Source organism: Pseudomonadota bacterium (assembly GCA_039818985.1).
Taxonomy (GTDB): Bacteria; Pseudomonadota; Alphaproteobacteria; order Sphingomonadales; family Sphingomonadaceae; genus Alterisphingorhabdus.
On the sequence record JBCBSU010000001.1, the window covers coordinates 2271067 to 2297212 of the forward strand.

General features: G+C 58.9%; 27 protein-coding genes and 1 tRNA gene. 16 read left to right on the forward strand and 12 right to left on the reverse strand.

Translation table 11 applies throughout. The features are described 5' to 3' along the window. Positions 1–2: 2 nt before the first annotated feature. A complete protein-coding gene (locus tag AAFX04_10810) occupies positions 3–644 on the reverse strand; it encodes a TetR/AcrR family transcriptional regulator (protein ID MEO1045921.1) in 642 nt (213 codons plus the stop codon). A 100-nt stretch (positions 645–744) separates the two neighbouring features. On the opposite strand from AAFX04_10810, the gene AAFX04_10815 reads away from it, so the two are divergent. The 3 genes from AAFX04_10815 to AAFX04_10825 are packed head-to-tail and all read left to right on the forward strand — an operon-like array spanning position 745 to position 2125. Then, a complete protein-coding gene (locus AAFX04_10815) occupies positions 745–1644 on the forward strand; it encodes a glutathione S-transferase family protein (GenBank protein MEO1045922.1) in 900 nt (299 codons plus the stop codon). A gap of 56 nt (positions 1645–1700) precedes the next feature. After that, positions 1701–1922: a DUF1427 family protein gene (locus AAFX04_10820; protein ID MEO1045923.1), complete on the forward strand. Its 222-nt coding sequence runs from the start codon at positions 1701–1703 to the stop codon at positions 1920–1922. After that, positions 1922–2125 carry a XapX domain-containing protein gene (locus tag AAFX04_10825; GenBank protein MEO1045924.1) on the forward strand — a complete coding sequence of 68 codons (204 nt, stop codon included), beginning with the start codon at positions 1922–1924 and terminating at the stop codon, positions 2123–2125. Before AAFX04_10820 ends, AAFX04_10825 begins: the two co-directional genes overlap by 1 nt. A 274-nt stretch (positions 2126–2399) precedes the next feature. Here AAFX04_10825 and AAFX04_10830 read toward each other — a convergent pair. Then, a tRNA-Leu gene (locus tag AAFX04_10830) sits at positions 2400–2486 on the reverse strand. Between the two features lie 514 nt (positions 2487–3000). Between AAFX04_10830 and AAFX04_10835 the strand changes: the two genes are divergently transcribed. After that, positions 3001–3942, forward strand: coding sequence for a complex I NDUFA9 subunit family protein (locus AAFX04_10835; GenBank protein MEO1045925.1), 942 nt, complete (start codon positions 3001–3003; stop codon positions 3940–3942). A 17-nt stretch (positions 3943–3959) separates the two neighbouring features. Here the strand turns inward: AAFX04_10835 and AAFX04_10840 are convergent, their stop codons facing one another. Then, on the reverse strand, positions 3960–4571 hold the full coding sequence (locus AAFX04_10840) for a helix-turn-helix domain-containing protein (GenBank protein ID MEO1045926.1): 612 nt from the start codon (positions 4569–4571) through the stop codon (positions 3960–3962). A 184-nt stretch (positions 4572–4755) separates the two neighbouring features. On the opposite strand from AAFX04_10840, the gene AAFX04_10845 reads away from it, so the two are divergent. The 4 genes from AAFX04_10845 to AAFX04_10860 all read left to right on the forward strand — a co-directional run bounded on the left by AAFX04_10845 (position 4756) and on the right by AAFX04_10860 (position 8543). After that, entirely contained in the window at positions 4756–5598 is an 843-nt protein-coding gene (locus tag AAFX04_10845; protein ID MEO1045927.1) for a metal-dependent hydrolase, read from the forward strand. Positions 5599–5742: 144 nt separating this feature from the next. Continuing rightward, on the forward strand, positions 5743–6195 hold the full coding sequence (locus AAFX04_10850; protein ID MEO1045928.1) for a hypothetical protein: 453 nt from the start codon (positions 5743–5745) through the stop codon (positions 6193–6195). 27 nt (positions 6196–6222) lie between these two features. Further along, entirely contained in the window at positions 6223–8004 is a 1782-nt protein-coding gene (locus AAFX04_10855) for a hypothetical protein (protein ID MEO1045929.1), read from the forward strand. 74 nt (positions 8005–8078) lie between these two features. Next, positions 8079–8543, forward strand: coding sequence for a hypothetical protein (locus AAFX04_10860; protein ID MEO1045930.1), 465 nt, complete (start codon positions 8079–8081; stop codon positions 8541–8543). A gap of 13 nt (positions 8544–8556) precedes the next feature. On the opposite strand, the gene AAFX04_10865 is transcribed toward AAFX04_10860, so the two are convergent. The 3 genes from AAFX04_10865 to rplU all read right to left on the reverse strand — a co-directional run bounded on the left by AAFX04_10865 (position 8557) and on the right by rplU (position 10041). Next, positions 8557–9087, reverse strand: a complete 531-nt coding sequence (locus tag AAFX04_10865) for a GNAT family N-acetyltransferase (protein ID MEO1045931.1) — start codon at positions 9085–9087, stop codon at positions 8557–8559. 171 nt (positions 9088–9258) lie between these two features. After that, the gene (rpmA, locus tag AAFX04_10870) at positions 9259–9528 is read right to left on the reverse strand and encodes a 50S ribosomal protein L27 (protein ID MEO1045932.1); all 270 of its coding nucleotides are present in this window, start codon (positions 9526–9528) and stop codon (positions 9259–9261) included. Positions 9529–9555: 27 nt separating this feature from the next. Then, positions 9556–10041 carry a 50S ribosomal protein L21 gene (rplU, locus tag AAFX04_10875; GenBank protein MEO1045933.1) on the reverse strand — a complete coding sequence of 162 codons (486 nt, stop codon included), beginning with the start codon at positions 10039–10041 and terminating at the stop codon, positions 9556–9558. Positions 10042–10267: 226 nt separating this feature from the next. On the opposite strand from rplU, the gene AAFX04_10880 reads away from it, so the two are divergent. Then, positions 10268–10807 carry a hypothetical protein gene (locus AAFX04_10880; protein MEO1045934.1) on the forward strand — a complete coding sequence of 180 codons (540 nt, stop codon included), beginning with the start codon at positions 10268–10270 and terminating at the stop codon, positions 10805–10807. A gap of 91 nt (positions 10808–10898) precedes the next feature. Here AAFX04_10880 and AAFX04_10885 read toward each other — a convergent pair whose 3' ends face one another. Further along, the gene (locus AAFX04_10885; protein ID MEO1045935.1) at positions 10899–11414 is read right to left on the reverse strand and encodes a prolyl-tRNA synthetase associated domain-containing protein; all 516 of its coding nucleotides are present in this window, start codon (positions 11412–11414) and stop codon (positions 10899–10901) included. Positions 11415–11422: 8 nt separating this feature from the next. Next, entirely contained in the window at positions 11423–11803 is a 381-nt protein-coding gene (locus tag AAFX04_10890; protein ID MEO1045936.1) for a VOC family protein, read from the reverse strand. 218 nt (positions 11804–12021) lie between these two features. Here AAFX04_10890 and AAFX04_10895 point away from each other — a divergent pair, with 218 nt between their 5' ends. Next, positions 12022–12975: an FAD-dependent oxidoreductase gene (locus AAFX04_10895; protein ID MEO1045937.1), complete on the forward strand. Its 954-nt coding sequence runs from the start codon at positions 12022–12024 to the stop codon at positions 12973–12975. Here the strand turns inward: AAFX04_10895 and AAFX04_10900 are convergent. Further along, a complete protein-coding gene (locus AAFX04_10900) occupies positions 12972–13850 on the reverse strand; it encodes an undecaprenyl-diphosphate phosphatase (protein MEO1045938.1) in 879 nt (292 codons plus the stop codon). The two genes, AAFX04_10895 and AAFX04_10900, sit on opposite strands and share 4 nt — an antisense overlap. A 314-nt stretch (positions 13851–14164) precedes the next feature. Here AAFX04_10900 and AAFX04_10905 point away from each other — a divergent pair, with 314 nt between their 5' ends. The 4 genes from AAFX04_10905 to gltB are packed head-to-tail and all read left to right on the forward strand — an operon-like array spanning position 14165 to position 21890. After that, positions 14165–15664 (forward strand): NAD(P)-dependent oxidoreductase, encoded by a 1500-nt coding sequence (locus AAFX04_10905; protein MEO1045939.1) that lies wholly within the window; start codon positions 14165–14167, stop codon positions 15662–15664. Further along, positions 15661–16437 (forward strand): DUF2059 domain-containing protein, encoded by a 777-nt coding sequence (locus AAFX04_10910; protein ID MEO1045940.1) that lies wholly within the window; start codon positions 15661–15663, stop codon positions 16435–16437. Before AAFX04_10905 ends, AAFX04_10910 begins: the two co-directional genes overlap by 4 nt. Positions 16438–16485: 48 nt before the next feature. After that, positions 16486–17331, forward strand: coding sequence for a DUF2059 domain-containing protein (locus tag AAFX04_10915; GenBank protein ID MEO1045941.1), 846 nt, complete (start codon positions 16486–16488; stop codon positions 17329–17331). Positions 17332–17387: 56 nt separating this feature from the next. Further along, positions 17388–21890, forward strand: a complete 4503-nt coding sequence (gltB, locus tag AAFX04_10920) for a glutamate synthase large subunit (protein MEO1045942.1) — start codon at positions 17388–17390, stop codon at positions 21888–21890. Between the two features lie 69 nt (positions 21891–21959). On the opposite strand, the gene AAFX04_10925 is transcribed toward gltB, so the two are convergent. Then, positions 21960–22484 (reverse strand): outer membrane beta-barrel protein, encoded by a 525-nt coding sequence (locus tag AAFX04_10925; protein ID MEO1045943.1) that lies wholly within the window; start codon positions 22482–22484, stop codon positions 21960–21962. Between the two features lie 282 nt (positions 22485–22766). Between AAFX04_10925 and AAFX04_10930 the strand changes: the two genes are divergently transcribed. Further along, positions 22767–23438, forward strand: a complete 672-nt coding sequence (locus AAFX04_10930) for a glutathione S-transferase family protein (protein MEO1045944.1) — start codon at positions 22767–22769, stop codon at positions 23436–23438. A 31-nt stretch (positions 23439–23469) separates the two neighbouring features. On the opposite strand, the gene AAFX04_10935 is transcribed toward AAFX04_10930, so the two are convergent. Then, positions 23470–23922 (reverse strand): GNAT family N-acetyltransferase, encoded by a 453-nt coding sequence (locus AAFX04_10935; GenBank protein ID MEO1045945.1) that lies wholly within the window; start codon positions 23920–23922, stop codon positions 23470–23472. A gap of 9 nt (positions 23923–23931) precedes the next feature. After that, on the reverse strand, positions 23932–24675 hold the full coding sequence (ubiG, locus tag AAFX04_10940) for a bifunctional 2-polyprenyl-6-hydroxyphenol methylase/3-demethylubiquinol 3-O-methyltransferase UbiG (protein MEO1045946.1): 744 nt from the start codon (positions 24673–24675) through the stop codon (positions 23932–23934). Between the two features lie 120 nt (positions 24676–24795). Here ubiG and AAFX04_10945 point away from each other — a divergent pair, with 120 nt between their 5' ends. Next, positions 24796–26070, forward strand: a complete 1275-nt coding sequence (locus AAFX04_10945; GenBank protein MEO1045947.1) for an aspartate kinase — start codon at positions 24796–24798, stop codon at positions 26068–26070. Positions 26071–26146: the final 76 nt, after the last annotated feature.

The window sequence follows — 26146 nt, forward strand, 5'->3', positions numbered from 1 at the left end:
TGTCACTCTCCTCCCGATAGTGCTGTGTCATAGGCCTGCTGCAGCAGCGGCTTTGCTTTGTCGGTGCAGTGGTTCAGCAGTACAGCGCACCAGCCACGCCGCACCTGTGCCATACACTCATGATTGGAAAAGAAGCCCGCACCCCACATGCCGAGCAGCGCGAGCAACTGCAGCGCAAGATGGCGGCCAAGCTGCGGCGCATCGGTTTCAGGCGTAAGCTCGCCATTGGCGAGAGCATAGCCCACCATCATCTGCCCGGTTGCAACAACGCGTTCGACGCCGTCAATGCGTACCTCTTGATGATCAGATGTCATGATCGCACCGTAAATGTCGCGATAAAAGACTTCATCTCTGGCAAAGAAGGACTCAATCCGGTCAATCGCCGCCAACAGCATGATGGTCACCAGCTGGTCTGCTTCACCAGCCATAAGCTGCATCGGATCGAATTCCGCTCCTTCGATCAGCGCCAGCAATACATCGGTTTTGGAACCAAACAGATTATAGGGTGTGCGCAGGCTGACACCTGCCTGCTCGGCCAGGCGACGCATGGATAGCGCTTCCATGCCGTCCTTGCGGATGATGTCCTCCGCAGCAGCGGTTATGCGGGCGCGATTAAACGCTTTGGCTTCTTCTCGACGTGTCATGCGCCCGGAGAATAATATTTTTATAACGCGTGTCAATTTTTATCTTGAATAAAATATAACGCGCTATAATATTTTGACTGCAAGCCAAGGAGTCAGGCGCATGAAACTGGATAAATCAGATATAGCCACAGGCGAAGTGCTGGCCTGGAAAGGGCTGCACCTGCTCAACAACGCGCAGAGCAGCTGCTCGCAAAAAATACGCGTCTTGCTGGCGGAGAAAGGCCTAGCTTACAGATCGCGCGAAATTGACCTGAAAAAGCTTGAGCACACAACGCCCTGGTTTCTCGGCATTAATCCGCGCGGCGTTGTCCCAGTGCTGGTTGATAATGGCGATGTCCATATCGAGAGCAATGATATTCTGGCCTATCTCGAAGAGCGCTATCCGGGCGAAGAAAGCTGGTTTCCAACCAACGCAGAAGAAGAACGAGAAGCGCAAAAGCTTCTCGACCTCGAGGCATCGCTACACCCGCAATTGCGCGCCATCACTATGGGGTTTCTCGCGCCGAATAAGATGATGACAAAAAGCGAGGCGGAGCTGGAGGCCTATCTCGCCAACGGTCCGGACAATAGCTATCGCCAGGAGCAAGTGCAGTGGTGGCGCAACTTTGCCGATAATGGCATCAGCCGCGATGATGCACGCGATGCGGTCAGCGCTTTCCATCAGGCATTTTGCCAGCTTGAGATACGGTTGGGCAAGGCGGAATGGCTGATAGCCGATCATCCAACCGTTGTGGATATTGCCTGGTTTATCAACATTCACCGTCTGGCACTGGCTGGCTATCCGCTCGACGAGCATCCTGCGCTGGCCGTCTATTATCAACGTTTGTTGAAGCGTCCGGCATGGGCAAGGGAAATCAGCAAAGCACCGTTTGCGCTGCGTCTGGCAGCGCCGCTCTACCGATTGCTGCGGCGCCTGCAGGGTAGCCATTTGGCTCCGGTTTATGCGGAACTGGAGCCGTTTCACGCCAATACTCCTTCCGAGACGGTATCAGCGGCATGAAACCGGCCGTTGGCATCCGCGAACCGGGAATGTTTAGCGCGCGATAAAGAGCTGGCATGATAAAGTTTGTACTTTCTTTCCTGCTGGCGCTGACTATCGGCGCGGTTGCACGGCTGACCGGCGTACCTGTACCGGCACCACCAGCTTTAATCGGGGCGATGCTGGTACTTTCCATGACACTGGGATACATCACGGCTGATCACCGGATCAGAAACCAAAAAACGTCTGCGTCTGGCGGCGATGGGCGCTCTGCCGGTTATGGAAGTGGTCCTTTCTGATGGCCTACACCGCCCTCATAGGCATCGTGCTTGCTTTTGCCATCGGTTATGGCTGTCGCTCCTTTGATCTACCCTTGCCCGCACCTGTAAAACTGATCGGCGCATTATTGGTGGTTGCCATGACCACAGGTTATGTCGCGATGGATATGCTGGCCCAAGGCGGATACATGCAGACGGGAATTTCGGGGTTCAGGCTTGATTGAACGGAGAACCTTGAGCTATTCGCCAAGTGTCAGCTTGTAGGAGTTAAGAATTCCAACGCTTACATCTTTAATTGGGGCGCAAAGCAGCCGATGCAATGATCTGGTTATGTGAATCGAAAGCGAAATTTCGAGTTTCGAGATATATCATAAGCGTGCCGCTCAAAGCCAAGGCACACAGAAGCCTATAAAGTGCAAATAATGGCCCCCGAAAAGGTGGGCCGAACCCATCACCAGTGAGTTTTCATAACCATATCAAGTAGTTAAATCACGGCAATGGTGCCCAGAAGAGGACTCGAACCTCCACGTCCTTGCGGACACCAGCACCTGAAGCTGGCGCGTCTACCAATTCCGCCATCTGGGCACGGGGTAGATGAGTGAAGCGCGCGCTTAGCGCTGAAGCGCGGTGTTTGTCAACGGCGAAAAGCGGCTATGCTTCGACAGGACTATCCTGTCTGTGGACATCTGTAAATCGGGAGCACCCCGCATAGCCTCATGGGCGCTCTGCCGACACCTGTGATATATATCTGCAATCGCCGAGATGCAGAATAATCTATCCCGTTAATCATAACCGGGCGATATAGAGGATGATGCATCGGTAGATGCAGAGTCGAGGGAGTTGGGTGCGACACCGTTTCAGGCCGTTAATGACCGGGAAAACCGGTGCGGGGCCAAAACCATCCATGTGATGATTCGATCGGAATGGCCGTCGTCGGTATTTGGGGTGTGACGTTTTGTGCATGACGGTTGGCATTGCAAAATCACATGATGCACAATAACGGAGTGCTGGATATCGGGAGTTATCGCAAACACATCCGACGCCATGCAGGGGATATGCAGGCGAAGAGCGATGTGGGGAATATAGGACAGGCAAGGCCATGCGAGACAAGCTGATTACGATCTTTGGCGGCGGCGGATTTATCGGCAAATATGTCGCGGAAAACCTGTTGTCGCTCGGCGCGCGGCTGCGCATCGCCGAACGCAATCCGGACAATGCCAAACAGATCAGGACGATGGGACGGCTGGGTCAGACGCAATTCGCCACCGCCGATATCCGCAATGCCGACAGCGTGCGTCGCGCGGTCCATGGCGCCGATATGGTGATCAATCTGGTCGGCATATTGGATGGTGACTTCACCGCCTTCCATGTCGATGGTGCCCGCAATGTTGCCGAAGCCGCCAGCGAAGCCGGTTGCGAGGCGATGGTGCAGATGTCGGCGATCGGCGCCGATGCGCAATCCGACAGCCGCTATGGCCGCAGCAAGGGCGAAGGCGAAGCCGCGGTTCATGAGGCCTTTCCCGGAGCCATCATCATGCGCCCGTCAATCGTCTTCGGCGCAGAGGACCAGTTTACCAACCGCTTTGCCGCGCTGATCGCGGCATTGCCCGTGGTGCCGATTATCGGCGGCAAGACGCAGTTCCAGCCGGTCTATGTCAACGATGTCGCCCGCGCCGTGGCCACGGTGCTGGTGTCGCCGGGCAAATATGCCGGCAAGATATTCGAGCTGGGCGGGCCGGAGATCATCAGCATGCGTAGCCTCAACGAACGTATTGCCGAGGTCTGCAACCGCAACCCGCTATTTGTCGATATTTCCGATACCGCTTCCGGGCTGCTCGCGAACCTTACCGGGTGGCTGCCGGGCGCACCGATCACGCGCGATCAGTGGCTGATGCTGCAAAGTGACAATGTGGTTTCGGAAAATGCCCGCAGCTTCAAGATGCTGGGTATCGCCGCCAGCGGGATGAGCCCGATGCTCAGCGAGTGGATGGTGCGCTATCGCAGCCAGGGCCGGTTCGGAGCCAAGCGCCAGGCACCGTAATGTACCTTCCGAAAAGCCTAACTCTGCTCTGTCGCAACCTGTGCTTCGGGGTACCATCGTTCCATAGATTCGGTCAGCCGCCGCTCGGCCAGTAGCCGTGCGCGCTCACGATCAAGGCCGAGCGACGCTGCCAGCTGGTGCCCCACCAGCGCATCGCCAAGCGCCATGATCACCAGCGCCAGCGTGTCCTCGCGCAGATGCACATCCTCTGCTTCGTCCTGGGCCAGATCGTCTACCAATTCGTGAATCGCGTTGATGATCGGGTCGAGCGCATCCTCATTGCCCGAGATCATCATCCATGATGCCAGCGCTGCAGCGCCACCGCTGTCAAAAGCGTCGAAGGTGAGGTCGACAATATCACGCGCCGACCCCTCACCGGTGCGCGACTTGACCACCGCCTCGGCTATGGTCTGACAGATAGTCTCGGCCAGATAGGCGGCGAGCGCCTTTTGCAGACCCGAAGCGGAACCGAAATGATGCAGCAAATTGGCATGGGTCCGACCGATGCGCGCCGCCACCGCCTTCAATGTCACCGCCTGTGGTCCGGCCTCGATCAGCAATTGCCGTGCTGCAACCAGTGCGGCAGCCCGGCTTTCCTCGGGGCTAAGGCGTTTTCTTCTTATTGACATTTATGTCAGTATCCTTATTGTCAGGGATGTAAGTACAGCTCCCCTCTCCCATCATCCGAGGATAGATGCAATGAATGCGCCTGTGAAGCCTGACCTGGGAAATGCCACACTGCTGGAAAACCCAAAGACACCAAACCAGGCTGGACGCCCACAGGGTTCGGCCAGTCCGGATGATCTGGAGATCATGCCGCGCGACCGCCGCTTTGGCCGCAATGATACGAAGAAGCGCTGGTGGCTCGGCAACGACCCGGTGGCAACCGCTTTTTACAATGCTCTGTCGGTCACCTTCCCCAAAGGCGAGGCATTTTTCATCGAAAGCGTGAAGGCTTTTCGCGATGGCACACCCGAGCAGCTTAACCGCGAGATCCGCGCCTTTGTGAAGCAGGAAATCAATCACACGCGCGAGCATATCGCGTTCAATCGCGCGGTGACCGATGCCGGCTATGATGTCAGCGATCTGGAGGAGAAGGTCGATGAAGCGCTGGCGATGACCAAAGGTCGACCGGCGATTGCCAATCTCGCATCAACCATGGCGCTGGAACATTTCACTGCGATCATCGCGCAGCAACTGCTCGCCAATCCGCGCCACCTAGCCGATGCCGACCCCGAATCGGGGGATATGTGGCGCTGGCACGCACTCGAGGAAATCGAGCATAAGGGCGTTGCCTATGACACCTGGCTGCATGCCACCCGCGACTGGTCACGCTGGCAACGCTGGCGGGTGAAGTCACTGGTGATGCTGTTGACGACCTGGTATTTCAGCGTCAACCGCGCCAAGGGCATGCTCGAACTGCTGCGCCAGGATGGCATCACCGGCTGGCGCGCCGGCGCGAAACTGTTCTGGTACGCCTTTGGCCGCCCCGGCATGGCGCGCAAGATCATCCTGCCCTGGATCAGCTATTTCCTGCCCGGCTTCCATCCATGGAATCGTGATGACCGCCATCTGATCAAGCTTGCGGAAAGCGATTATCAGGATGCGGTGATGCCAAAAGCAGACAGCGGCACTGTCGTGCAACCGGCGGAATAGTAAAACCAGCGTTGCGGCGCTTCAGCGCCACTATAGCCCCGCGGTCCTTCCCCCACAGCAATGCGCTTTGCTTGTCGGGTTCTTACAACTTTTGTGATCCGCCGCGCGATATGTCCTGAACCGACATTCGCAGGAGGCTAACGCATGAGGCTAAAAGCTACCGCCGCAATCCCGATCACTCTTGCCTTGCTGCTTGGTACAGTGTCGGCTGTGGCACAGGGCGTTTCCACCGCTACCGAAGCAACCGCCGAATTCGATAATGCACTCAAATCCGGACCCAGGGCGAGCACATATGAAGATGCCATGATGTGTGCGGGCTATTGGTTTGCCCTCAAGGACCTGCACGGTATCAGCAAAGACGTGTCCTTCTTTCAGCAACTGCCCAGCCGGCTGGATGAGGACACGGCGGACAAGGGGCATAAATATTGGGGAGCCGTAGTCGCATCCCATTATGACGGTGATCGCGCCAAGCTGGAAGCTGCGGGCGACCGCGTCGGCGAATATCGCAAACAGATGCTCCAGCGCTTCGTCGACGGACTGGAAACCGGCAAGATTATCGGCGTTTTCAATACGCTGGGCAGCTGTGTTCCAAGCTGAAAGAAAGGCCTGGCAAGAGGAGCTGCCATGCATCTTGCGCGCATCGTAACGACCGTGCTTGCCGGCATAATCGCGCTTGGCTTTGCGACATCGGCACAGGCAGAGAAACTGCCGCGCGCACGCGACGGCGTGATGAACAGCGCGGTTTATAACGGCCAGCAGAATATGCCGGTCAAAGTCTATGGCGTGGCGCGCAAATGGGAACGCAATTGCATAAAGGGCAAGGCCAGCCAATGTATTCGGCTGGCGGACGCCTTTGCCACCGGGCTGGGTGACCTGGAACAAAGCACCCGTGTCGCCGCCGGCTATTATCTCAAGGCATGCAACAAGGGGGCAAGCAAAGCCTGTGCGATCTATGCCGGCCTGGCGCTGGGTGGCTCGCTGCCCCTGCCCAAGCCCGATGCTGCCGTATCGAGCGCAACCCGGGGATGCCAGTCGGGCTCGCAAGCCGCCTGTGCGTGGGAAGGCGTACTACATTATCGTGGCTATGGTGTCGCCAGAGATACACGCCGCGCCGAACAGCTCTGGCGCGGTGCCTGTGCTGCCGATGCGGATGATGGCTGTCGCTTTCTTGCCAACTATCTTGAAGAACAAGGCAGGACGAAAGGCCAGCCATCAAAGGAAGCGCAAAACCTCTTTTCGACATTCTGCGCAAAGGAAGCACGGCCCTGGGCCTGTCTCGGTTCGGCGCAGATGCTGGGTGTCAAACGGCCTCAGGCGGTCCAGCTGCTGCAACGTGGCTGCGAACAGGGCGAGGGCGACAGGCTGGCCGTCTGCGCCGAATATGCGGCCCAGATCATCACCCGTCGCGATGCAAAGTCGGTCGACATGGCCGAAGGTTTTCTTGATTCCGCCTGCGATGCCGGGGTCGCTCGTTCCTGCTATATCATCGGGCGGCATGGCTTCACCACTAATGCCAGGCTGGGCAAGGTCACGCCGGGCGAAGCGGGATTTTATCTGCGGCGCGGCTGTGACCTCGACCATGCAGCGGCATGCCATGACCTGGCCGATGCCTATATCAACAACCGAATGCGCCAGTTCCGTTATCGCGTGGCGATCATGCTGATGCTCAAATCCTGCCGACTAGGCCATATGCCGGCCTGTGAATGGACGACCAGGGATCAAAGCGCGGGCAAGCGCACCGATATCCTTCGGCGCTGGATCGACCCTTCGCTGCCCGCCGCCGAACAACTGGAACAAGCGGTCAGGATCGTCGAAAGCGACCCGCAAAAGGCAGCGCGCACGGTCGATCTGTTGATGGAGGAGCAATATGACGAGGCCCAATGGCTGCTCGGCAACTGGTTCCTGACCGGCAAGCGTGGAATCATCGACACACCCAATCCGGAAAATGCGGTTATCCTGATCGACAATGCCGCCAGGGTCGGCCATGTGGAAGCGGCGAAATGGATGGGCATGGCGCACTGGTATGGGCGCCATGGAGTCGCCTTCGATCGCGAAATGGGGCTTGGCTATATGCGCATAGCGGCGCGCTTCGGCGATGAAGAAGCCACCATGATCGGGCGATTGATGCTGCAGCAGCCCGAACGTGACCGGATCGCCGCGCGAAACCGCGCCATTGCGCAGGCAGAAGCCGAACGCCAGCAACGCAGCTGGTTCGTCAAATGGCTTGAATCGGCATCCTATTCCTCGCCGGTTGCAACCCGCACCGGCCGTTCGGCCAGCGAACGCGCCGCCGCCGCAAGCTGGCAGCGGCATCAGAATGCGATGGACCGGCTGCATTTCAACCAGCGGATGAACTATCTGCGCGGCCGCACCACCGCATGCAACCGTTCCAACCCCTATTGCTGACAGCAACGCGAGAGGCCCGGATTATGAGAAGACTTGCCCTATTGCTCGGAACACTGGCCCTGGCAAGCGCTCCCGTGACCAGCGGGACCGCCCAGCCCACGCAGCTCGATATCACTGTCGGCCTGATCTCCAATAACAAGGTGTGCGGTGCCAGCTACCGGCTTGGCGACAACAAGAAGCTGGAATTCCTGATCAATGCGGAGAATTTCAACGTCTCGATCATGGTCCAGAATCTGCCTCCGGAGATTGTCGAAAAGGGACTGGACAAGGACAATGTACCGATCACCGTCATTGTCAATGACAGCTATCGCACAACCGCCGATACCGGCGTCTACAGGGCCGGCTTTACCTATCGGGCGATGGCCTATTGGGAAGACAATGACAAAGGTATCGAAATGCTCGGCCAGCTAGCGGATGTCAAAACGCTTTCGGTGGAGTTTGATGGCCAGAAATATGGTCCGGCCAATTCCAGGCCGTCAGCCGATTTCGGCTATCAGCTGATCGTCCAATGCCTCCGTGACAAGGGCGTGGATATCTGATGCGAAGTGACCGCTAGGCCACCTGTAGCAGCGGCTCCAGCTCCATCACATATTCCATGCAGGGAACGTCTTTGCCGCGCCCGGCGCTGTAGCGCAATACGGCAGGGCCTTGCTGCACGAAACCCAGCTTCTCGATCACCCGTTGCGAGGCGGGGTTGTCGATAAAATGACCGCAATGCAGCTGCCTGTGGCCGATGGTCCGGGCAATTTCGATCACCGCGCCTGCCGCCTCGGTAGCATAGCCCTGCCCCCAATGTGCGCGCGCGATCCAATAGCCGATCTCGGCCTCACCCTGATCCGTTTCACCCAGCCCGCAACAGCCGACCAGCTGTGAGCCGGACTCGGTGGGCAGGGTCAGGAAGAAATTGGGGTAGAAGGGATCCTGGGGCTTGGCGGCAAATTCCTTCGCTACCTCCGGCGTATAAGGCCAGGGGGCACGCGCCAGATTGCAAACAATGCCTTCATCATTGATAGCATTGAACAGCGCCTGCCAGTCTTCGGGCCAGCCGGGCCGCAGTAATAATCTTTCTGTACGAGCGAACATAATGTCTCTCCTGATGGCCGTTCGCGCTTTGCCCCGAAAAGGTGACAGGCATGAGTCGGTCCTATGACAGGGACAAAAAAAGAGCGGGGTGATGACCCCGCTCCCTGTCTTGTGATTCGCTGTTTGCGAGTCCGGGGTCACCCTGGTGGATGACCCGTTATCGGTCATCCGTTATTCGGCGGCTTCTGCCATGGCTTCGACAGATACATATTTGCGGCCAAGTCGTCCGGCGTGAAATTTCACGCGGCCTTCAATCAGTGCAAACAGGGTGTGATCCTTGCCCATGCCGACATTGTCGCCCGGATACACTTTGGTACCGCGCTGACGCACGATGATGTTGCCGCCGATGACATGTTCGCCACCGAACTTCTTCACACCAAGGCGGCGACCTACGGAGTCGCGACCGTTACGGGATGAACCACCTGCTTTTTTATGTGCCATGTCTCTCTGTCCTTATGCTGACTGACTTCAGGCGTCGCCATCAGTATTTGGTGTTTTCTTCGGAGCTGCCTTTTTGGCGGCTGGCTTCTTGGCTGGAGCCTTTTTCGCGGCAGGCTTTTTCGCGGCGGCGGTCTTGGCTGCGGGCTTCGCCGCAGTGCTGGCCTTTGCAGCAGGCTTTTTGGCCGGCGCCGCCTTCTTGGCGGCCGGTTTCTTGGCAGCACCAACAGCGGTGATCTTCAGCACCGTCTGGTATTGGCGATGGCCCTGTTTGCGGCGATAATTGTGGCGGCGACGCTTTTTGAAGACGATAACCTTCTCACCACGGTCCTGTGCGATGATCTCGGCCGACACGGCAACGCCTTTGGCGTCCTTGACCGCGCCACCATCGCCGACCAGCAGAACATCGTCGAGCGTGATGGTATCGCCGGCTTCTCCGGCGAGTTTTTCAACCGCGATTTTGTCTCCGGCTGCAACGCGATATTGTTTGCCGCCAGTGCGCACGATAGCGAACATGGGTTATCTCACTTCAATCAATCTGTTGGCTCGGCGCGCCTCGTGCCTGAAATAAGGCATATATGATCTGCGCCGGAAAGCAGTGCCCGATAAGGGAGAATCACCCGACTGTCAACCAACAGCAGCGGGAAAATTCCACTTCTTTCACCGGCGCTACCTGTAATAGCCGCGGCTTGATATCACTGCGGATTGTGACACTGCCGATCATCATGTAGGGGCTGAAGCGATGACCCGCCATGCTTTTTTACCCCGTGCAATCTGTATCGCGCTGACGGCGTTGCTGCTATCAGGCTGCGCCCTGCCCGATACCGATTTCCCAAGCCTCAAGCGCCGCCCGATTGAAGACATGCCGGTCGACGACCAGCCGGTTGCGAAACAGGGCAAGGCGCAGAAGGCCATAGCCATGCCTGCCAATCTGCGCGGCGAAGTCGACACGCTGCTGCAAGATGCGCGCGCTGCCGATAGTGACTTTCGGTCCGGTTTGGCCAAAGCACAAACAGCGGTAGCGGCCGGACAGGATGCGGGAAAGAATAGCGAAAGCTGGGTCGTCGCACAGACTGAGGTCAGCGCGCTTTCGACCCATCATAACCGCACCGTCAATCTGCTGAGCGCGATAGATACGCTGTTCATCCGCGAAACCGAGAGGCAATATGAACGCGACATGCCATATGATCTGACGCTGCTGATGAATGCACAATCGGAAGTGCAGGATATCGTTGCCCGCCAGCGCACCGAGATTGCCGCTCTGGATAATCGTTTGCGCTAGGCAGCAAGGTCGCACAGGGTTATCGTCTCGGATAATAGATTATAAGCTGGCCAGCAAAGGCAATATCGGCAATTCCGAGCAGGACAGCAGCTTATTCCGGCTCCGGCCCTGCCGCTTTGGCCGGCACGGGAATCACCAGCGGCGCGTGGCGCCAGCGCACCAGCAGCCGCACCAGCGACAGCCCCGAAAGGCTGATCGTTGCCGTATTGCGCAGCGGATGCACATTCACCCGTGGCTGTGCCGACAATATCTCGTCGAGCACGATCTGCACCTTCCCCGCGCTGTCGTTCATTGCCGCCAGCGGCGTCACCGAGCCGGGGGTAATGCCGAGAAGCCGCTCCATCTCATCGGCTCCGGCAAAGCTGTATCGCTTCGCCCCGGTGAGATGGCGCAGGCGACCGAGATCGACTCGCTTTTCCGCCGGCACCGTGACCAGCGCATAATGGCCGTCACTGTCCTTGAGAAACAGGTTCTTGGTCGCCGCTCCGGCGATATTCTTCTCGATCTGGCTGCTGTCGAGCGTGGTGAAAACCGCCGGGTGATCGACCTGTTCAAAGGCGACCCCCAGCGCTTTCAGTTCATCATGCAGTTTCTGCTCGGCAGACACTTATGGGTTTAGCCCTCGACGCGGCTGAGCGCGCACAGCTTGTTGCCATCGGGATCGCGCAGATAGGCGAGATAGAGCTTCATGCCGTTATTGTCGCGAATGCCCGGCGGGTCTTCGATGGCAGTGCCGCCTGCCTCAACGCCGGCAGCGTGCCAGGCATCGGCCTGTTCGGGGGTCATGGCGAAACCGACGGTCATGCCATTGCCACAGGAAGCTGGCTCGCCATCAATAGGCGGGGTCACCAGGAACATGCTGCCATTGTGCATATAGATCAGCCGTCCCTTGGGGTCGGTAATCCCTTCGGGGCCGCCAAAGGCCTTGAATGTGGCATCGTAGAATTTCTTCGAGCGTGCGATATCATCGCTGCCGACCATCATATGGCTATACATCAGGCTGTCTCCTTGTTGTGTGAATCAGGTGTTTGGATGTGAATTGTCTTGCCGTCACCTAGAGGCTTTCGGGGCGGGCAATCAATAGGTGACAACGCTGCGAATGCTTTCTCTGCTCTGCCACAGCGGCACGGCTCTTCATCGGGGTTGCTCCTGAAGGTCACTATGACCATTTGAGGCCCATCACGATAAAGGCGGGCATGGGAAAGGCAAGCAGCATGACCAAAGGCAAGGGCAAGGTCGCCATTATCGGTGCCGGCATGGCGGGGCTGACCTGTGCCGGCCGGCTGACGGCAAAGGGGCTGGACGTCACGCTGTTCGACAAGGGGCGTGGTCCGGGCGGGCGCATGTCGACGCGGCGGACCGCGACAAGTCTGGGTGAGACCGCCTTTGACCATGGCGCACAATATATCACCGCACGCGACCCGGATTTCCAGCAGCAAATAGCACAATGGGAGGCGGATGCTATTGTTGCGCGCTGGCTGGTTGCGGGCGATGACGCCTATGTCGGCACACCGGGAATGAACGCGCCGGTAAAAGCAATGGCAAGCCAGCAACAGGTGCACTGGGGAACGCGCATCGCGCAGATGGAGCAGCGCGATCAGGGCTGGGTGCTGGCCAGTAAAGGCCGTGAACATGGCCCTTACGAAAGCGTGGTAATCGCCTTGCCAGCCGAGCAGGTCGGCGATCTGCTCGCATCGCATCATGCCACTTTTGCCGCCACTGCAGCAGCGGTGCACTCGGCGCCGTGCTGGACGGTAATGCTCGCCTTTGATGCACCACTGGCAGGCCTGCCTGACACCATGCGTGACGCATCACCCATAGGCTGGGCCGCGCGCAACAGCGCCAAGCCGGGCCGCCGCGCAGCAATTGAGAGCTGGGTGATACAGGGCGATCCGCGCTGGTCGACACAGCATCTGGACGCGGAAAAGGGCGATATTATCGCCATGCTGGGCACAGCGCTGGCACAGGCGGGCAATATCCCCCTGCCCACGCCGTTGCTCGCCAATGCCCATCGCTGGCGCTATGCCATGGTGCCAAAGCCTGATGCCGATAACGCGCCCTGCTTATGGGATGCGGAAAAACGGATCGGCCTGTGCGGTGACTGGCTCAGCGGGCCACGCGTTGAAAATGCGTGGCTTTCGGGGGTTGCGCTGGGTACGGCTATTTAGAGCCCTGCATTCTCATAGGGTATATCCGGGACCGGCTGCGGCTCGGGCAGTGGTTCCTGTGCCGACTGGATGGCACCCAGATTGAGCAGCACCAGCAACAGCACGCCGAGGCCAACGCGATAGATCACGAACACCATCATCGAGGCGCGTTTGAGAAACTGCATGAGAAACGCCATGGTGGCGAAGGCGGCAATAAAGGTCAGACCGCCGACGATCAGCGCCTCGGTGACCAGACCGCCGCCGACCTCGATGATATCGGGTACGATCAGCACCCCGGCACCGGCTACTGCAGGGATCGACAGCAGAAAGGAGAAGCGTGCCGCCTCGACCCGGCCAAAGCCGAGAAAGCGCGCCGTCGTCATGGTGACGCCCGAGCGGCTGGTGCCCGGGATCAGCGCCAGCGCCTGGGCCAGACCGACAATGATGCCATCGCGCAGCGTCATATCCTCATAGGTTTTGGTGGACGCGCCATAGCGATCCGCCAGCCCCAGCAAAATGCCATAGACAATCAGGTTGATCGCGATCAGCTCGGCAAAGCGAAAACCTTCAAGATAGTCGCCCATCTTGAGGAACAGGCCAAAAGCGGCCGCCGGGATAGTGCCGATAACGATCCACCAGAACAGCCGCCGCTCGGCGGGTGCCTCGCCGATACCGATAGTAGCAAAGCCGCCGCGTACCAGCCCCCAGCTGTCACGAAAGAAATAGGCGATGATCGCCAGCAATGAACCGACATGCGCGGCAACATCGATTAGCGGCCCCTGATCGGCATAGTCGGTGGCATATTGGATGAGGATCAAATGGCCCGAGGAGGAGATCGGCAAAAACTCGCTGATGCCCTGAACTATGGCGATGATCAGCATCTGCAGAAATGACATGTCCACCCTTTCGCACCAGACCTCTCGCACCGGGCCCGTTCGCAGAGCCAGTAGCGGCCAGAGGCAGGAAAGTCGCGCAGAAATATATAGCCGAATCGGTCCTTTATGATCGATTCGGCTATATTTGGCTCTAAAGGTACCAATATGCACGATGATATTATGGCAGTAATACTGTCCTATATGACAGTTTTTGCGTGACTCTTGCGCTGCCTGAGTATAAACAGTGCACCTATCAGGCGTTCGCCGCAATATTTTTGCGTACCGCGTCGCCTCCCCAATTTTGCTCCGTTCTTGTGAAGGAATGACCTGACGCCATGTCCAAGCCTGTTACCGACCCCATGCTGCGCCCAATGCTACGCTTTGTCGACACCGAACAGGCCTATCCGGAAAAGCGCGACGCAAAACTTCGGACCGAGGATTTCCGCGAGATTGCCGATCGTTATGCCGAAGATGCGGCAAAAGAGCAGTCGGCGCGTTGCTCGCAATGCGGTGTGCCCTATTGCTCGGTGCATTGCCCGCTGCACAACCATATCCCCGACTGGCTGCGCCTCACCGCCGAAGGGCGGTTGCGCGAGGCCTATGAACTGTCCAATGCAACCTCGACCATGCCCGAAATCTGCGGTCGCATCTGCCCGCAGGACCGGCTGTGTGAGGGCAATTGCGTCATCGAATTTTCCGGCCATGATGCGGTCACCATCGGCTCGGTGGAGAAATATATCACCGACACCGCCTGGGCTGAAGGCTGGGTCGAGCCGGTGTCGGTCGGCCCCGAAAAGGGCCAGTCGGTCGGCATTATCGGCGCCGGCCCCGCCGGCCTCGCCACCGCAGAATATCTGCGCATGGGTGGCTATGAAGTGCATGTCTATGACCGGCATGACCGTGCTGGTGGGCTGCTCACCTATGGTATTCCCGGCTTCAAGCTGGAAAAGCCGGTAGTGATGCGCCGCATCGAGCGACTGAAAGACGCCGACATTCATATTCACCACAATTTCAGCGTCGGCGAAGATGCAACGCTCGAAGAATTGCGGCAGAAGCATGATGCGATCCTGATCGCCACCGGTGTCTACAAAGCCCGCGACCTGCGGCTGCCTGGCTCGGTGCTGGGCGGCGTCCATCCGGCGCTCGACTATCTCATCGCCTCCAACCGCAAGGGCATGGGCGATGATGTGCCCGCTTTTGATGACGGCACGCTCGATGCCAAGGGCAAGCACGTCGTTGTCGTTGGCGGCGGCGACACCGCCATGGACTGTGTCCGCACCGCGGTGCGTCAGGGTGCCAAGTCGGTCAAATGCCTGTATCGCCGCGACCGCGACAATATGCCCGGTTCGCAGCGCGAGGTCGCCAATGCCGAAGAGGAAGGCGTGGAGTTTGCCTGGCTCAGCACCCCTGCCGAACTGATCGGCAAAAAGGGCAATGGCGGTGTGGTCAGCGCCGTGCGGGTTGAGCGGATGCGCCTCGGCCAACCTGACTTTTCCGGCCGCCGCAGCCCCGAGCCGGTGCCCGACAGCGAATATGAGATCAAGGCGGACATGGTGATCAAGGCGCTCGGCTTCGAACCGGAAGAGCTGCCCAAAATGTTCGATGCGCCCGAGCTGGGCGTCACCCGCTGGGGCACGCTGCGCGTCGATCACAAGACCATGATGACCAATCTCGACGGGGTATTCGCCGCAGGCGATATTGTGCGCGGTGCCTCGCTCGTCGTATGGGCAATACGCGATGGTCGCGATGTTGCCGAACATATGCATGCATTTCTCAAGGCAAAGGCGCGCGCCATCGGCACCGACAAACCTCAGTTGCAAAAGGATGCCGCATGATCTCCAGTCTTTTTCTCCCGGCAGCGATAGTCGTTCTGTCCGCCCAGGCCAATGCCCCGATCACAAGCGATCGGAAATCCGACGAAGTGGCAGAGGCCGCTGCCGCAGCGCCGGAAGCGACGCCTGCGGTGCTGCAAAAATCCCGGCAATTGGCGCTGCTGGTCGCACCCATCGACATGATCATCGAAGCCAATGCCGAAAACACCCGCAAGAGCATGGCCACCATGGCCGAGACCGACAGCACGCTGAAGGTCCTGCTCTCCACCTATCCCGGCATCGACGAAGCGATGTACAATGCGCTTATCCCGATCGTCGACCAGGCGCTGATCGCACGGCATGACGACCTTGTTAGCCGGGTCAGCGCAATCTATGTCAAAACATTCACCGAAGCCGAACTCGACAAGATCCTTGAGACTTATGACAGCGATCTCGGACGAAAGATCGTCGCGCTCGAATATGGCTCGGTCGACCCCATGGCGCTGTTCGACGAAGAGGATGACAGTGGAGATGTGCCCCAGATCAGCGAGGACAAGGCGATGTCCGAGCTCAACGCGACAAGCCTGAAAATCTTTTCCGGGCTGACACTGGAAGAGCGCCGCCAGGTGATTGCTTTCAACCTCACTCCCGCGGGTCAGAAATTCTCAAAGGCATCAATGGAGGTGGCCAGGGAAACCATAGACTGGACCAACACGCTGGTTGCAGAGACTGCGCCCACCACCAATGCCGCCATCGAACAGGCAGTGATCAAGTTCATCGAGGAGTTCGATGGATAATTCCCTCCTGGACAGGACAAAGCACGCGAACAGCAGAAGGACGACCGCATGATCCGCGCATTTATCTACCCTGCCACCGCCATCGCCATGGTCGTCGCAGCACCGGCACAGGCCATAGCCGCGCAAGACGACACAGAAACCACAGAGGCGGTGAGCAAGGAGCAGGAAGAACTCGATAAATTTCTGGAATTGTTCCAAATCGACGATGATGGCGAGCCCATAGCGCCCGAGCAACTGGCCAAAGGCGAAGATGTCGCGGCCAGATTGTTGCCCGATGGCAGCTATCGCAGGGTCATGGCCGATACCATGGGCAATATCGTGGAACCGATGCTGGGCTCTATCGACAGAATGCCGCTGTCCACCATCACCACATTTGCCGGCATCCCCGAAGATGAAATATCTCCCCCGGACGATGCCACGCTCCGCGATCTGATGGAGATTGTCGATCCGCATTATGAAGAGCGCCAACAGGTGATGGTCAAAGCGGTTTTTGACATCATGATCGAGCTTTCGGACGAGCTCGAGCCGGCGATACGCCAGGGTCTGGCCAAAGCCTATGCACGGCGTTTTACCGCCGCCGAACTGGATGACATTTCCGCCTTTCTCTCCACCGATACCGGCACCAAATTCGGCTCGGAAAGCTTTGCCGTCTATTCCAGCCGTGAGGTTATTGGCGCGACCATGGAAATGATGCCGCTGTTCCTTGAGCGTTTCATGGGCGAGTTGCAAAATCCGGAAGAACTGATGGGCGACATCCCGCCACAGCGCAGCTTGGATGAACTGTCCGATGAAGAGCGGAAGAAACTGGCGGAATTGCTCGGCGTCCCGGTCGATGATCTTGGCCGGAGCCCCGCAATAGAAGAGTCCTATGAATATGAGGAAGACGCCTCTTGACCAAGTCTGGTGCCACCTTTGCTACCCCCGAACATGCCCGTCTGGCGCGTGAGGGAATGTACCATCCCGAGGCCGAGCGCGATGCCTGTGGCGTCGGGCTGGTCGCGGCATGCGATGGCCAGCCGTCGCGGCGGGTGGTAGAGGCGGCGATCGATGCGCTGAAATCGGTGTGGCATCGCGGCGCGGTGGATGCCGATGGCATGACCGGCGATGGCGCGGGTATCCATGTCGATCTGCCAGTGCGCTTTTTCGATGATGCCATTGCGGATAGCGGCCACAAGGTGCTGCCCAATACGCTCGCCGTTGGCATGGTGTTCCTGCCACGCACCGACCTCAATGCACAGGAAACCTGCCGCACTATTGTCGAGGCGGAGATTATCGACGCGGGTTACACCATCTATGGCTGGCGGCAAGTGCCGATCGACGTTTCGGTCATCGGCCAGAAGGCGCATATCACCCGGCCCGAAATCGAGCAGATCATGATCGCCGGGCCGATGCCCGATGACGAAAGCCATGACGAGTTCGAAAAGCGGCTCTATCTGGTACGGCGGCGGATCGAGAAAAAGGTGATCGCGGCGCAGATCAACGACTTTTACATATGCAGCCTGTCCTGCCGCTCGATTATCTATAAAGGCCTGTTCCTCGCCGAGAGCCTGTCAGTCTTCTATCCCGATCTGATGGATGAGCGGTTTGAGAGCCGCCTCGCCATCTTCCACCAGCGCTATTCGACCAACACCTTTCCGCAATGGTGGCTGGCCCAGCCCTTCCGCACATTGGCGCATAATGGCGAAATCAACACTATACGCGGCAACAAGAACTGGATGAAGAGCCATGAGATCAAGATGGCCAGCCTGGCTTTCGGCGCCGAATCCGAGGACATAAAACCGGTAATTCCTGCCGGCGCTTCGGATACTGCGGCGCTCGATACCGTGTTCGAGACTATCTGCCGCTCTGGCCGTGAGGCGCCAACGGCCAAGATCATGCTGATCCCCGAGGCATGGCAGGCCTCTGCCGGTGATGGCGCCAGCGACATTCCGGAAAACCATCGCGCCATGTATCAATATATGGCCAGCGTGATGGAGCCATGGGACGGCCCGGCGGCGCTGGCAATGACTGATGGCAAATGGGCGGTGGCTGGCGTCGACCGCAATGCACTGCGACCGCTGCGCTATTCGCGCACCAGCGACGGGTTGCTGATCATCGGTTCGGAAACCGGCATGGTTGTGGTGCCGGAAAACACGATTGTCGAAAAGGGCGCGCTTGGCCCCGGCCAGATGGTCGCGGTCGATCTCGAACAGGGGGCGATTTACGATGACCGCGCGATCAAGGACCGGATCGCGGCAGAACAGCCCTATGAGGATCTTGTCGAGGGTTTTCGCACTGTCGACGATCTGCCCGATGCCGGTCAGCTGGACGATGATATCCGCAGCCTGCCATGGAACCGCGCCGAGCTGACCCGGCGACAGGTGGCCGCCGGCATGACGCTGGAGGATATGGAAATGATCCTCTCACCCATGGCCGAAAGCGGTAAGGAAGCCATTGGTTCGATGGGCGATGACACCCCGCTCGCGGTGGTCAGCGACAAGCCGCGATCGATCAGCCAGTTTTTCCGCCAGAATTTCAGCCAGGTCACCAACCCGCCGATCGATTCCCTGCGCGAACGGCATGTGATGAGCCTGAAGACTCGGTTCTCCAACCTTGCCAATATTCTCGAGCAGGACAGCCAGAATGACGATGTGCTGGTGCTCGATTCTCCAGTGCTGTGCAATCGCGACTGGTTTCGGCTGAAGCACGCATTTGGATCGCAAAGCGCCGAAATCACCTGCACCTTCCCTGCCAATGGCGATGTTCAGGCGATGCGCGCCGCCATTAGCCGCATCCGCAAGGAATCAGAACAGGCGGTGCGCGAGGGCAAGACCGAGATATTCCTGACCGATGATGCCATTGGCGAAGACATGGTGGCGATGAGCATGATCCTCGCTACTGCGGCAGTCCACACCCATTTGGTGCGACGCGGCCTGCGCTCCTTTGCCTCGGTCAATGTCCGCTCGGCCGAAGCGCTGACAACCCATGACCATGCGGTGCTGGTCGGTGTCGGCGCCACCACGGTCAACGCCTATCTCGCCGAGGCGGGGATTGCCGACCGTCATGCCCGCGGTCTCTACCCCGATTTTAGCCTGGAACAATGCATCGCCAACTATCGCAAGGCGATTGACGACGGCCTGCTCAAGATCATGGCCAAGATGGGAATTTCCGTCATCTCAAGCTATCGCGGCGGCTATAATTTCGAGGCGGTCGGCATCAGCCGTGCACTGGTCAATGACCTGTTCCCCGGCATGCCCAGCAAGATTTCCGGCGAGGGCTATGCCTCGCTGCATCTCAATGCGGTATTGCGCCACCGGGCCGCATTTGATGCGCTGGTATCGCAGTTGCCGATAGGCGGCTTTTACAAGCAGCGCGCCGGCGGCGAGACCCATGCCTATTCGGCGCAGCTGATGCATCTGCTGCAAAGCGCGGTCGCTGGCGACAGCTATTCCACCTATTTGCGCTTTTCCGAAGGGGTGAAGGCATTGCCTCCGGTATCACTGCGTGACCTGATGGAGTTCAATTACGCATCGGCGCCGATACCACTCGACGAGGTCGAAGCCACAACCGAGATCCGCAAGCGCTTCATCACCCCCGGCATGTCGCTGGGGGCATTGTCACCCGAAGCGCATGAGACTCTGGCGATTGCAATGAACCGCATCGGCGCGCGGTCGGTTTCGGGCGAAGGCGGCGAGTCCAGGGAGCGCTATCAGCCCTATCCCGATGGCGACAATGCCAACAGCCCGATAAAGCAGGTAGCCTCGGGTCGGTTCGGCGTTACGGCGGAATATCTCGGTGCCTGTGAGGAGATCGAGATCAAGGTCGCCCAGGGGGCCAAGCCCGGTGAAGGCGGCCAGCTGCCCGGCTTCAAGGTCAGCGAATTTATCGCCAAGCTGCGCCATTCGACCCCCGGCGTTACCCTGATCAGTCCGCCGCCGCATCATGATATCTATTCGATCGAGGATCTGGCCCAGCTGATTTATGACCTGAAACAGATCAACCCAGATGCCCGGGTCTGCGTCAAGCTGGTGTCCTCGGCGGGCATTGGCACCATAGCCGCCGGGGTGGCGAAAGCCCATGCCGATGTCATCCTGGTCTCGGGCCATAGCGGCGGCACCGGCGCCAGCCCGCAGACCAGCATCAAAAATGCTGGCACACCCTGGGAAATGGGGCTGAGCGAGGCCAATCAGGTGCTTACGCTCAACAATCTGCGTTACCGGGTGAAGCTGCGCACCGATGGCGGGCTGAAAACCGGCCGCGATATCGTTATCGCTGCTATCCTGGGTGCCGAGGAATATGGCATCGGCACGCTCAGCCTGGTCGCCATGGGCTGCATCATGGTGCGTCAGTGCCACAGCAACACCTGTCCCGTCGGCGTGTGTGTTCAGGATGAACGACTGCGCGAGAAATTCACCGGCACACCGGAAAAGGTAATCAACCTGATGACCTTTATCGCCGAGGAGGTACGCGAAATACTGGCGCGTCTCGGTTATCGCACATTGGACGAGATTGTCGGACGCACCGAATTGCTACGTCAGGTCAGCCGTGGTGCCGAGCATCTCGACGACCTCGATCTCAACCCGATCCTCGCCAAGGTCGATGCCCCTGATACCCAGCGGCGTTTCTCACTGGACACCCATCGCAATCCGGTTCCTGACAGCCTTGACGCACAGATTATCCGCGATGCCGCGCCTGTCTTCGAGCGGCGCGAGAAGATGCAGCTCACCTATAATGTGCGCAACACGCACCGCGCCGTTGGCACCCGGCTATCGGCCAAAATCACCAGGGCCTATGGCATGAAGGCATTGGCCCATGGCCATGTCCATGTCCGGCTGCGCGGCAGCGCCGGCCAGTCGCTGGGGGCGTTTCTGTGCCAGGGCATCCGGCTGGAGATATTCGGCGATGCCAATGACTATGTCGGCAAGGGCCTTTGCGGCGGCATTATCAGCATCCGCCCGACCGTCAGCTCACCGCTGGTGACGGCAGACAATGTCATTCTGGGGAATACGGTGCTTTATGGCGCCACTTCGGGCTATCTCTTCGCCGCAGGCCGGGCCGGTGAGCGCTTCGCCGTCCGCAATAGCGGCGCGCATGTGGTGATTGAGGGTGTCGGCGCCAATGCCTGTGAATATATGACCGGCGGCATGGCTGTCATCCTTGGCGATATCGGCCATAATTTCGGTGCCGGGATGACCGGCGGCATGGCCTTTGTCCTCGACCGCGAGGAGAGCTTTGCCCGTCATGCCAATCCGGAATCGATTCTGTGGCAGCGTCTCGCCAGTACCCATTGGGAAAAGGAGCTGAAGGGCCTTGTTGCGCAGCATGTCCGCATGACTGGCAGCAAATGGGCTGAGGAAGTCCTGGCCAATTGGGATCTCTATCGCGGCATGTTCTGGCAGGTCTGCCCCAAGGAGATGGTTGAGCGCCTGACACATCCGCTGAACGACGAAAATGAGGCCGTCGCGGCAGAATGACTGGCTCTGGCACAAAAAAGCCGGGCGGCGTGGCACACCTCCCGGCTTTTCAAAGTGTAATCTGCAGGATCAGAAGTTGAGCTGCAGGCCTGTCGTCAGACGGACCGTGTCGAACGAAATCGTATCGATGCCCGCACGCAGCGACAGATTCTCGTTCAGTCCGAATTCGGCACCGGCACCGACAAGATAATCGCCATCGGTATCGTCAATGCCGGGCACCGGAACGCCGACAAGATTGCCGACATCGAAATTGACTTCCTGGTAACCGCCGCGGACGAAGAGCTTGGTGCGATCGCCAACGCGTGCGCCAAGCCGGGCAGCGACACCATATTCACTGTCGATCGCATCGGTGCCAAGGTTGAAATTGCCTTCCAGGCCGATGAACACAACCTCACCGACAGGCACATCGACGCCACCATAAATACCATAGATGAAGCCATCATCAGCACCGACGGGGTTGTCGCCCAGATCGTGGTAACCGACCTGTGTACCGACAAAAATTTCGGCATCGGTCCCGTCCTGCGCCATGGCCGGGGTCGCCATGGCAGCGGTTGCGAGAGCGCCTGCGAGCGCTGCATATTTGAGATTTTTCATATTATCCTCGTATATTTTCAGGTTCACGGGGTAATCCCGGCCCGATGCCTTCGTTACACAATGTAAACTAAGCCGCAGATGAACACCGAAGACAGTCTGTCGAAAGCAAAGGGTCCTTTGTCGCAGTCTGTTGCATTTCCCCTGTATATCAGCGGCGTAGCATTCAGTTTGCGCAATCATGATAGGTCCAGACGTGATATTCACCCTGCTTTCCACTGAAAAATTAGCGGCAGTGTGTCCGCCTCTATAGACCTTGCACGGCGGCTGGGGCATGAGGCGCTTATGTGGCAGCTCTTCCAATTTCCGCTCTGTCCCTTTTCGCGCAAGGTTCGCCTGCTGATGAGCGAAAAGGGCATTGGCTATGAGCTGGTGCGGGAAAATCCGTGGGAAATGCGCGACGATTTCCTCGATATGAACCCGGCAGGACGGACCCCGACCATGGTCCATAAGGAACGCAAGCTGGTTCTCGCCGACAGCCGCGCCATTTGTGAGTATCTTGAGGAAACCGTCGAGAAAACGCCGATGCTCACCGGCACTGCGGCCTATCGCGCCGAGACCCGGCGGCTGGTGGCTTGGGCCGATGAACAGTTTTACGGCGATGTCGTGGCGCCGCTGCTGCATGAGCGCATGACAAAGCGGCTGGTAACCCGCCAGCCGCCCGAGGCACGGATATTGCGCGAGGCGATGCGCCGCGCCAACACCCATCTCGATTATATGGACTATCTGATCGACCATCGCAGCTGGCTCGCCGGGGCAACGCTCAGCCTGGCCGATCTGGCTGCAGCGGCACAGATTTCGGTGGCCGACTATCTCGGCGGGATCGACTGGGCCGGGCATGAACAGACAAAGGGATGGTACAGCGTGTTCAAGTCACGCCCTTCCTTTCGCCCATTGCTCTCGGAACGGATGGAAGTAATCAAACCGCCCCCCCATTACGACCAGGTGGATTTCTAACCATCAGATCCTCCCCGTTTACGGGGAGGATTCAGAGCCCCATCCGCATCTCGACCTTGTCCATACCGGGGGCATAGCCGTCCTTCTCGACCGGTCCGGCGATAAAACCGAAGCGCGCGAAAAACGGTGCCACGTCCGGCGTTGTCGACAGCCGCACCTCATCAAGATCCGGCTCCTGCCGTATCGCTGCCAGCCGGTGTTCAGCCAGAGCCTGTCCCAGCCCAGTCTTGTGGCGTGCATTATGCACCATGCCCCAGGTAAAGGTCGCGGCGCGGGTGCCATGCTGATCGGGCGCCTCACGCGCATAGCCGCCACAGCCGACCACGTCCCCATCCAGTTCCAGCACAAAATAGGGCCCGCGCGGATCATCGAGAAAGTCGGCAAACATCTGCCGTTCAATGGGGTCGAAATAGCGCGGCACATTGCTGTCGAACAGCGCGAGGCAGGCCTGTTTGTCCTCTGGTCGGTAATTACGGAACCGCATGGTCTGGCCTCAATCCCGCCAAGTCAGGCAGACAATATAGTTGAGCGCAATATTGTCGCTCAACCGCAATCCGCTCGCCGGGCTGAAATCAATGCCCATCATATGGTCCATCACCAGGCCGTGTGCGGCAAAAAGTGTCTCCAGCTCTTCAGGCGTCAGAAACTTGTCCCAGTCATGGGTGCCGCGCGGGATCATGCCCGCCAGCTCCGCCCCTTCGACCATCAGCAGCCGCGACATCGCGGTTCGGTTGGGTGTCGAAACAATCATCAGGCCATCGGGTGCCAGCTTGTCTGCAAGCGAGGCGGCAAAGCTCGCCGGGTCGGCAACATGTTCGATCACCTCGAGCGAGGTCACCAGATCAAAGTCGTCTGCATCGAGCTGCTCCACCGGCAGATGGCGATAATCGATCTCCAGCCCGCCTTGCGCAGCATGGTCGCGTGCTACGGCGATATTTTCCGCCGCCGCATCGAGCCCGGTGACATTGCCGCCCAGCCGCACCAGCGGCTCGCACAACAGGCCGGCACCGCAGCCGACATCGAGCACCCGCTTGCCCGCCAGCGGGCTGCGGTCACGCGGATCAGCCTCGAAATGCCGGTCGATCGCCTGACGAATATAGCCCAGCCGCACCGGATTGAGCCGATGCAGCATCGCGGAAGACCCCTTCGGGTCCCACCAGTCGGCAGCCAGCTTGCCGAAATGCTCGGCCTCGCTGTCGACAATTGAAGCCGTTTGCGACTCTGCTGTGCTTGCCATGTCCGGCACCCCTTATTATCAGCGTTAGCCATAATATGGCGATTGATCGGCATGATTGGAAGCCGCGTCTCCCGCCTTCCGGCACCATGCCCTGGACAATAGAGGAATATCCGTACCGCCATGGCCCGTATCGTAATGAAATTCGGCGGCACCTCTATGGCGGGGACGGAGCGCATCCGCCGCGTCGCCCAGCTGGTCAAGCGCCAGGCCGATGCCGGGCATGAGGTGGCAGTGGTGGTCTCGGCGATGGCGGGTGAGACCGACAGGCTGATCAATTTCTGCCGTGAAGCCAGTTCGCTCTATGACCCGGCGGAATATGATGTCGTCGTCGCCAGCGGGGAGCAGGTGACATCGGGACTGCTGGCGATTGCGCTGCAGTCGCTGGGTGCCAAGGCGCGCAGCTGGCTTGGATGGCAATTGCCGGTGCGCACCATCGAGGCGCACAGCAAGGCGCGGATCGATGCCATTGATAGCCAGGCACTGATCAGCGCGATGCAATCTGGCGAGATTGCGATTATCCCCGGCTTTCAGGGGTTAAGCGATAATGGCCGGGTGGCTACCCTTGGCCGCGGTGGATCGGATACCAGCGCGGTGGCGGTGGCAGCAGCGGTCAATGCCGATCGCTGCGATATCTATACCGATGTCGATGGCGTCTACACCACCGATCCCCGCATCGTTGCCAAGGCGCGTAAGCTCAAATGGCTGACTTTCGAGGAGATGCTCGAACTGGCAAGCGTCGGCGCCAAGGTGCTGCAGACACGCTCGGTCGGCCTTGCGATGAAGGAAAATGTCCGCATCCAGGTACTGTCGTCATTCACCGGCGATGATGCGCCACCCGCGGACAGCCTGCCCGGCACATTGATCGTCAGCGATGACGAAGTGGAGGAAAGCGAAATGGAACGCCAGCTGATCAGCGGCATCGCCTATGACAAGAATGAAGCCAAGATCACCCTGACCCGGGTACCCGACAAGCCGGGTGCGGTGGCGGCGATCTTCAACCCGCTCGCAAGTGCCGCGATCAATGTCGATATGATCATCCAGAATGTCGGTCGCGATAAGGGCGAGACCGATGTGACCTTCACCGTGCCCCAGGCCGACCTGCCGCGTGCGCTCGACCTGCTCGACCAGGCGCAGTCGGAGATCGGCTATAACCGGCTGATCCCCGATACCCGCGTGGCCAAGATTTCGGTCGTCGGCGTCGGCATGCGCAGCCATGCCGGCATCGCCAGCACCATGTTCGCTGCCCTTGCTGATCGCGGTGTCAACATCCAGGCGATCACCACCAGCGAAATCAAGGTCAGCGTGCTGATCGAAGAGGATTATACCGAACTGGCGGTGCGGGTTTTGCACACCGCCTATGGGCTGGATGCCGAGGATGAGGGCAACCCACAATAAGAACATGATCGTCACCCTGAACTTGTTTCAGGGTCCAAAGTGATAGCGCTGTGTTTGCAGGCCGAGATGCTGAAAC

Excerpts from the sequence above, each read along its gene's own strand:
- gltB (MEO1045942.1), top strand. The coding sequence starts at position 17,388 with ATGTACCATCCCGAGGCCGAGCGCGATGCCTGTGGCGTCGGGCTGGTC.
- AAFX04_10855 (MEO1045929.1), top strand. The coding sequence starts at position 6,223 with ATGCATCTTGCGCGCATCGTAACGACCGTGCTTGCCGGCATAATCGCG.
- AAFX04_10900 (MEO1045938.1), bottom strand. The coding sequence starts at position 13,850 with ATGTCATTTCTGCAGATGCTGATCATCGCCATAGTTCAGGGCATCAGC.
- AAFX04_10850 (MEO1045928.1), top strand. The coding sequence starts at position 5,743 with ATGAGGCTAAAAGCTACCGCCGCAATCCCGATCACTCTTGCCTTGCTG.
- AAFX04_10810 (MEO1045921.1), bottom strand. The coding sequence starts at position 644 with ATGACACGTCGAGAAGAAGCCAAAGCGTTTAATCGCGCCCGCATAACC.
- AAFX04_10925 (MEO1045943.1), bottom strand. The coding sequence starts at position 22,484 with ATGAAAAATCTCAAATATGCAGCGCTCGCAGGCGCTCTCGCAACCGCT.
- AAFX04_10935 (MEO1045945.1), bottom strand. The coding sequence starts at position 23,922 with ATGCGGTTCCGTAATTACCGACCAGAGGACAAACAGGCCTGCCTCGCG.
- AAFX04_10845 (MEO1045927.1), top strand. The coding sequence starts at position 4,756 with ATGCCGCGCGACCGCCGCTTTGGCCGCAATGATACGAAGAAGCGCTGG.
- AAFX04_10905 (MEO1045939.1), top strand. The coding sequence starts at position 14,165 with ATGTCCAAGCCTGTTACCGACCCCATGCTGCGCCCAATGCTACGCTTT.
- AAFX04_10825 (MEO1045924.1), top strand. The coding sequence starts at position 1,922 with ATGGCCTACACCGCCCTCATAGGCATCGTGCTTGCTTTTGCCATCGGT.
- rplU (MEO1045933.1), bottom strand. The coding sequence starts at position 10,041 with ATGTTCGCTATCGTGCGCACTGGCGGCAAACAATATCGCGTTGCAGCC.
- AAFX04_10930 (MEO1045944.1), top strand. The coding sequence starts at position 22,767 with ATGTGGCAGCTCTTCCAATTTCCGCTCTGTCCCTTTTCGCGCAAGGTT.
- AAFX04_10890 (MEO1045936.1), bottom strand. The coding sequence starts at position 11,803 with ATGTATAGCCATATGATGGTCGGCAGCGATGATATCGCACGCTCGAAG.
- rpmA (MEO1045932.1), bottom strand. The coding sequence starts at position 9,528 with ATGGCACATAAAAAAGCAGGTGGTTCATCCCGTAACGGTCGCGACTCC.
- AAFX04_10835 (MEO1045925.1), top strand. The coding sequence starts at position 3,001 with ATGCGAGACAAGCTGATTACGATCTTTGGCGGCGGCGGATTTATCGGC.
- AAFX04_10880 (MEO1045934.1), top strand. The coding sequence starts at position 10,268 with ATGACCCGCCATGCTTTTTTACCCCGTGCAATCTGTATCGCGCTGACG.
- ubiG (MEO1045946.1), bottom strand. The coding sequence starts at position 24,675 with ATGGCAAGCACAGCAGAGTCGCAAACGGCTTCAATTGTCGACAGCGAG.
- AAFX04_10910 (MEO1045940.1), top strand. The coding sequence starts at position 15,661 with ATGATCTCCAGTCTTTTTCTCCCGGCAGCGATAGTCGTTCTGTCCGCC.
- AAFX04_10815 (MEO1045922.1), top strand. The coding sequence starts at position 745 with ATGAAACTGGATAAATCAGATATAGCCACAGGCGAAGTGCTGGCCTGG.
- AAFX04_10915 (MEO1045941.1), top strand. The coding sequence starts at position 16,486 with ATGATCCGCGCATTTATCTACCCTGCCACCGCCATCGCCATGGTCGTC.
- AAFX04_10895 (MEO1045937.1), top strand. The coding sequence starts at position 12,022 with ATGACCAAAGGCAAGGGCAAGGTCGCCATTATCGGTGCCGGCATGGCG.
- AAFX04_10945 (MEO1045947.1), top strand. The coding sequence starts at position 24,796 with ATGGCCCGTATCGTAATGAAATTCGGCGGCACCTCTATGGCGGGGACG.
- AAFX04_10820 (MEO1045923.1), top strand. The coding sequence starts at position 1,701 with ATGATAAAGTTTGTACTTTCTTTCCTGCTGGCGCTGACTATCGGCGCG.
- AAFX04_10840 (MEO1045926.1), bottom strand. The coding sequence starts at position 4,571 with ATGTCAATAAGAAGAAAACGCCTTAGCCCCGAGGAAAGCCGGGCTGCC.
- AAFX04_10865 (MEO1045931.1), bottom strand. The coding sequence starts at position 9,087 with ATGTTCGCTCGTACAGAAAGATTATTACTGCGGCCCGGCTGGCCCGAA.